General features: G+C 34.2%; 4 protein-coding genes and 1 pseudogene. 1 reads left to right on the forward strand and 4 read right to left on the reverse strand.

Annotation, left to right across the window (positions count from 1 at the left end; translation table 11 throughout):
• Nucleotides 1–33 precede the first annotated feature (33 nt).
• Complete coding sequence (locus tag ACVRZ8_RS09980; protein WP_447449180.1) at nucleotides 34–1,968, forward strand: BglG family transcription antiterminator; 1,935 nt, start codon at nucleotides 34–36, stop codon at nucleotides 1,966–1,968.
• Nucleotides 1,969–2,155: 187 nt separating this feature from the next.
• Here the strand turns inward: ACVRZ8_RS09980 and ACVRZ8_RS09985 are convergent, their stop codons facing one another.
• The 4 genes and pseudogenes from ACVRZ8_RS09985 to ACVRZ8_RS10000 all read right to left on the reverse strand — a co-directional run.
• The gene (locus ACVRZ8_RS09985) at nucleotides 2,156–3,625 is read right to left on the reverse strand and encodes an FAD-dependent oxidoreductase (RefSeq protein WP_447449181.1); all 1,470 of its coding nucleotides are present in this window, start codon (nucleotides 3,623–3,625) and stop codon (nucleotides 2,156–2,158) included.
• A gap of 62 nt (nucleotides 3,626–3,687) precedes the next feature.
• Nucleotides 3,688–4,626 carry an NAD(P)H-binding protein gene (locus ACVRZ8_RS09990; RefSeq protein ID WP_447449182.1) on the reverse strand — a complete coding sequence of 313 codons (939 nt, stop codon included), beginning with the start codon at nucleotides 4,624–4,626 and terminating at the stop codon, nucleotides 3,688–3,690.
• Between the two features lie 11 nt (nucleotides 4,627–4,637).
• The gene (locus tag ACVRZ8_RS09995; protein WP_447449183.1) at nucleotides 4,638–5,579 is read right to left on the reverse strand and encodes an NmrA family NAD(P)-binding protein; all 942 of its coding nucleotides are present in this window, start codon (nucleotides 5,577–5,579) and stop codon (nucleotides 4,638–4,640) included.
• 394 nt (nucleotides 5,580–5,973) lie between these two features.
• Nucleotides 5,974–6,480: pseudogene (locus ACVRZ8_RS10000) on the reverse strand (LysR family transcriptional regulator); the annotation flags it as partial.
• Between the last annotated feature and the right edge of the window lie 200 nt (nucleotides 6,481–6,680).

The following is a 6,680-nucleotide window of genomic DNA, read 5'->3' on the forward strand; positions in this document are numbered from 1 at the left end:
AAAATAGGGGTACATAAGAATAAGGAGGTTTATATGTCTTTTTTTGATTACCAAAGATTAGATGATATTTTAAATCTATTATTAGAGAAAAAAGAGGCTGTTCACATTGATGAACTCAGTTCATACTGTAATGTTTCTGATAGAACCATCCGTTCTGATATTAATATTATCAATGATTATATTAAAGGTCATGGTGCACATATCATTTTAATCAGAAAAAAAGGATATATTATTGAGTATATTGATAAAAAGTCCTTTGATAAATTTTGGTCTCATCAAGATACAGGAACGTTTCTTTTTACGACTTCTGAATCTCGGCTTACTTTTCTAATTCGTCTATTTTTAACTTCTGATGAATTTATTAGTCAAGACTATCTTCAGTCTATATTATTTGTCAGTCAAAATACGCTATACAGTGACTTTCGAACTTTAAGACAATACCTAGGTAGATACAATTTAAGACTCCAAAACAAAAGTAATTTAGGGTACAAAGTAATCGGTCAAGAGGAAGACCTTAGAAGTGCCATCATAGACCTAATCTTCAAAAATAATTTCACAGAATATCTCACCGCTACAACTTCTGTAGAGAAAGATATCTGTAATAATATTAATTATGACCAATTTAACAAAATCTATAGAGAACTGTTTTCTAAGGAAATTTTTATTGATTCTGATTACTTCCACAGAAATATTTTTACTAACCTATTACTCACTGTTAGCAGAGTTAAATCAGGGCATACGTTATCTAAATTTGACCAAGACATTAAGCTTAACCAACATTTCACACCGATAGTTAGCCAGTTTATCAAAACAATTGAGACTGATTTTGATTTAAAGTTGTCAGAAATAGAAAGAACTTATATAAATTTTTGTATTGCTGAGAATTCTCCGCGACTCATTGATGATACTGTAATTAATGAAAATCAGGAACTCGCTAAAAATATTATTGAGCTCATTCACAAAACTTTGCAAATGTTAACGGATTCAAGTTGGATTTATGATTCTACTTTAGAAATTAATCTACTAGAACACATAAAACTTTTTCTTAAAATTCAAACTATTGAAGGAAAGCGAAACAATCCCTTATTAGATACTATAAAAAATAATTTTCCCTATGCCTTTGACCTAGCAATTAGCTGCAGCAGGGAAATTGTTAAGAAATTTAATATCCATTTTTCAGAGGATGAAATCTCTTATATCGCTTTACACCTAGCAAATGCTATTGAACACAATAGCACGGAAGAACACAAACAATTATCTCTGGCTATTATTTGTGGAAGCGGGCAAACATTTAGCTCAATCATTGAAGCGAAAATAAAAAGAAAGTTTCCCAATACTTTCTCTAGCATAAAAAAACTTTCCTACGCCACTTTTTCAAGTTATGACAAAGAAACCCTCCGATTTGACCTTATTGTTTCCACCGTGCCTATTAGAGAAAATCCCATTGAAATAGTTTTTATTGATATCAATGATTTGGATTCCTCAATGGAACAAATTGGTAACAAAATAAATGAGTTATCGGATGGTACAATTAGCGCTCCCGAAGGATTACTTTCAGCTGAACATTTTTACGTTATACAGGAAAAATCAACAAAAGAAGATATTTTAAGTCTTGTATATACAGAGTTACTGTCTCAAGGCTATGTCAAAGAGAACTTTTTATCTGAGATTTATGAAAGAGAAAATATTTCATCTACCATCATTGCTGATTCAATTGCCATACCACATCCACTTGGTGATGCTGTAAATAAAAGTACTATTTTTCCTGTAATTGCGCCAAAAGGAATTATATGGGACGGTAAACTAGTAAAATTTGTTTTCTTATTTGCTATCAAAGCAGAGGAACCTGAAAAGATGGAATTCATTTATGAATGTCTTTTAGACTTCATAGGTTCTGAAAAGCTTCAAGCAAAATTATTAAAAGAACCTACCTTCAATTCCTTACTTTCCATATTCGGAGAAAAATAAAATGGATTGGTTGGTGTGCTTTTAATTATGAATAGCTAACTTGTACAATAAAACACATGACTTTTTTCGAAAAAATCCTATTTTTTGAAAGGGTAAATTGGTTAATTTGGTTTTACAATACATTTAATATCAAAAAAGCTACTTAAATAATTAAAATTAAGTAGCTTTTTTCTATTTTATTCATTTATTATTTATACTTAGTAACAATGGATTCACCAGCTATTCGACCAGAATTCCAAGCAAAGGCACAACTAACACCTTCTAGTGTTGGATAGGAGTTGTCATACATACCAGCTGCGTTATTTCCCGCCACATACAATCCAGAAATAGTTTTCCCTTTTGGTGTCAGGACTTCAAAACGTTGATTGGCTTTAATCCCTCCTAAAGTCCCTAGACTAGTCGTTCTAGGGCGTATAGCGTAAAATGGCCCATTTGCTACCTTGAAGCGTAAGTATTTTCTATTTTTTCCAAAATCGTTATCTTCCCCAATCTCAATAGCTTCATTATAAGAAGAAATGGAAGCAATAAGATTTTCAGTTGGAACATCTAAGATATCAGCTAACTCTTCTAAGCTATTTACCTTGTAGGCTGCCTCTTCTTGAATAGCTTCATTCAAATCAGAGTCAATAGTTGGGAACGGCCCAACTTTTTGGGTTACTTCTGTGTGTGCCAAGGTTGCAAAGGTACGTTCAAAAGAATTCGTCCATTCCAATTCTTTTTCTCTTAGATAATCAACAGTATTTTGCTCTAGCAGATAGTAATAATAACCTCCAGAAATGTACGTGACATTTCCCCAAAGAGCGAAATCATAGACAATGCTTTCATCTACAAATCGCTCACCTTCTTGATTTATCCATAAGAAAGGTAGATTCGTTAATGTGAATATTGTTGGATTATTCCATTTGCGATTCTTTTTCGAAATAACTGTGGCGGCATGATTTTCAAATTGACCTAAGCTTGATGTATCAGCTCCTATTGAAGCAGCCATCCGAATACCATCACCAGTAGCTTTTCTCTCACCCATACTATAGAAATCTTCAAAGTTAATAGCTAAGTGTTGAGCGACCATCTCAGCATCACCCACATATCCTCCGTCACATAGAATAATTGCTTTACAAGTAATTTTTTCAATTCTTCCATCGTGTAAAACTTTTATTCCTTTAACAATGCCATTTTCTTGAATGATTTCTTGTCCAGCTGTCTCAGTTAATAAAATACCTCCATGAGATATAAAGTTATCCATCAGGCGTTTGAAGCCATTAAATTTATCAATATATTGATGATAAACTCTAGGATGCTCTTGATGAGCTTCTTGAGTATTGTTGACTAATTCCGTATCTAGGCCCCTTTTGCGAAGCCAAGCAATCGTATCAGCTGATTTATCAAAAATTACTTTTGCTATTCGAGAATCTGATCTATAATGCGTATAGTCGAGCATTTCTTTATAAGCATCTTCAGATGAATACGTAATCCCTGCCTTTTTTTGGTCTTCAGAGCCAGCTGCAAAGAGACCTTGAGCTCCAAACATACCTGCTCCACCGTATTTATCACCCTTTTCTAGTATGATAACATCCATGCCAGATTCGGCTATAGTAATTCCAGCTCCCAGACCAGCTGCACCTGCCCCAACAATGACAACGTCTGTTTTTCTAGACATTTGCAATTCCTCCTATTGATTGAACACTTTTGTAGATAATCACCGGTATCGCAAAATAGCGACTATTCCACAGTATGTCTGTCTCCAAGTAAATAATTATTCACATTTTCAAACATTTCTGCTAGACTAAATGGCTTACGAGCTGTAAGTTTAACAAAATCACTAACTGGCACATCAAGAAAACCCTGTGTCACTGTTGTTCCGAAACTCACCATTCCTTCTGAGGTTGCTTGAATGGGACTCTTGCTAAAATCACCGTTCGTATCTCGTGGAACACCAATAGAGTCAAAATAAGCATAGAGTTCATCATCTGTTAACTTCGTATAAGTGATACTATTACCAGTTGCTTCATTGGCAATATCTAAGAAATCTTGATAAGATAGTGGCTCAAGACCGTTGATATTCAAGATTTCACGATGCAGCAAGTCATTAGCTAGAGCGCAGCTGGCTGCAAAGGCTGCATCTCGACGAGAGATAAACCAAACACGACCATCCCCCATATTTTTTGAAATAGTAGTTTCTTTAGCATTAACCGCCCTTAAGTAATCACTAATAAAAGCTTCTGCAAACAAAGAATTACGAAGGAAAATATAATCAAGAGGTGAATTTTGAATGATAGCTTCGGTATAACTATGATCAATATTTTCAATACTTGGATTAAAAGGGTGGCTAGCAGAAAGAACCGAAGTGTAAATAATCTGCTTTACATTTGCTTTCACACAAGCTTCCACAACATTTTGGTGGGCTTTACGACGGTTTTCTCCCACGAACGGCATAGAGATGAGCAATACTTTATCCGCATTTTCAAAAACTTTAACAAGATTTTCTTGAGAATTAAAATCTGCAACTACTGTACTAATGCCCCGTTCTTGGTAAGATTTTAATGCCTCTTCTCTAGGTGCTGTAAATAATAAAGCCTCTTTTGGTAATAATTCTTGAACACACTTCGCAACTTGTGAACCAAAGTTTCCATCAACACCGTTTACAACAATTTTTACCATAATGTTCCTCCTTAGTTGTCTTGAGAATGACGTTCCCCAACTTGGAAATCAGCTTCATGTTCAAACATATAACGAACAGTTAAAGCTTTATCACCTGTCAATTTTTCAAAGTCATCTGTAAATGTATCCATTTTGCCTTCACGAATCGCCTGCGCAAAGGTTACCATACCTTCTGAGGAGAATGGTGCTTCAGAATCTTTCTTAAAGTCACCGTCTGTTGTACGTGGGACACCCATAGCATCAAAAATGGCATAATTTTCTTCATCAGTAATAGCTTTATAAGTGATGTTATTTCCTGTCACTTCATTACCAATTTGAACAAACTTAGCCATAGTCATAAGTTCTGGACCATTGATATTTTGAATAGAGTGATGCAAATCATCTGCTAATAATGCATGTGCCACTGCTTTGGCGCAGTCTTTACGTGAAATATAGGCCATTTTTCCATCACCTTGACTATTAGCTAAGGGAGCATTAGCATGGACAAATGTAAAGTAATTTGTAATCATCGCTTCAGCATATTGAGAGTTGCGCAAAAAGATGTAATCAAGATCTGATTCTTCAATATATTTTTCTGTGAAAGCATGATCAATCTTTTCTTTACTAGGATTTGTTGGATCAGCAGCATTTACTAAAGAAGTATAGATAATCTTCTTAACACCTGCTTCTTTAGCAGCATCTACTACATTTTTATGAGCAGCTTGTCGTTTTGCTCCAACAAACGGCATAGAAATAAGTGCAACAACTTCGGCACCTCTAAATTTTTCAGCTAATCCGTCTACATGGTTAAAATTCATTTGGCGCGTTTCAACACCTTGAGTGCTATATTTTTTAAGAGCTTCTTCACTATAGCCACCAAAAATAAGATTAGCTTTATCTGTTAGTTCCAATAGGTAGTCAGCAGCTAGTCCGCCTAAGTTACCGTCTACGCCAGTTAACATAAGTTTTTTCATGTGCACTTCCTCACTTCATTTTGATAACTCTATTATAATGTAAGCGCTCGCAAAAATCCAATTCTATTTTTAATGCCCTATTACATTTTATAATAAGTAAGACTTTAAGCTATCTAAAAAATGTAGCAGAGTCATATTTTGGGTCTTCTTTGGGTAAGCTAAAACTATTTCATAAGTATGCTGGCTACCTTCAATCGGTATGCTTCTAATAACACTTCCAAGTTTGTCTAAATCATAGTCCTCCGTACTAAAGCCAATCAATTACTCAGAAAAAATGTAGAAATCCCTTCTTCAAAATTATCAACACTACGAGCAATGTTGGGGAAATAACCATCCTCTAAAGAACGCTGTTTCATGGTTAGATAGCTCTCTCCCATTCTCTCTTCACTCAGCATTATTTATAAAGCTCACCCACACTTATTGATTTATTTTTAAACAAAGGATGGCCAATTGAAACTAAAGTGTTATACTTACCAGATTTAATAACCAATTTTGACAAATCCTCACTATGAAACTCATCAGCAAAGGATAGGCCACAATCAGATATCCCTTTTGTGACATAAGAGTCTACATCTTTGCAATCAACTTTTTCTAACTCAATATTTACCACCATTTTAATTGACCTAAGAAAAGAAATGAAAGGTAGTAACAATTTCAAATCATAGAGAGAAGTGTAGGCTAGGCTAAGTTTTGGAGTAACAATTTCTACAGCGTTTTTAATTTGTACTTTAGTCTCATCATATTGTTTGAGTAACAGCTTAGCATTATTATAAAAGAGTTTCCCAGCTAACGTCGGTTGAATTGGGTTCACAGTTCTATCAAAAAATTTAGTTTCAAATTCTTTTTCCAAGGAGATAATATACTGACTGATTGTAGCCTGTGATATAAAATTCTTCTTAGCAGTTTCAGTATAATTCTACATTCATACAGGTCAACAAAGTATCTTAGTTTCTTAATATGCATCTACTTTCTCCTAGAAAGTTCTAAAATGAAGTTAGCCACTTAAGGATATTAAAAAACATCTCAGAGAGATATAATTGTAATCACCACAACAACAATTAGGAGGACTCTGAGATGCAAGATTATTATACACCAAAAGGA

The sequence above is a fragment of the Streptococcus dentiloxodontae genome (assembly GCF_053206925.1).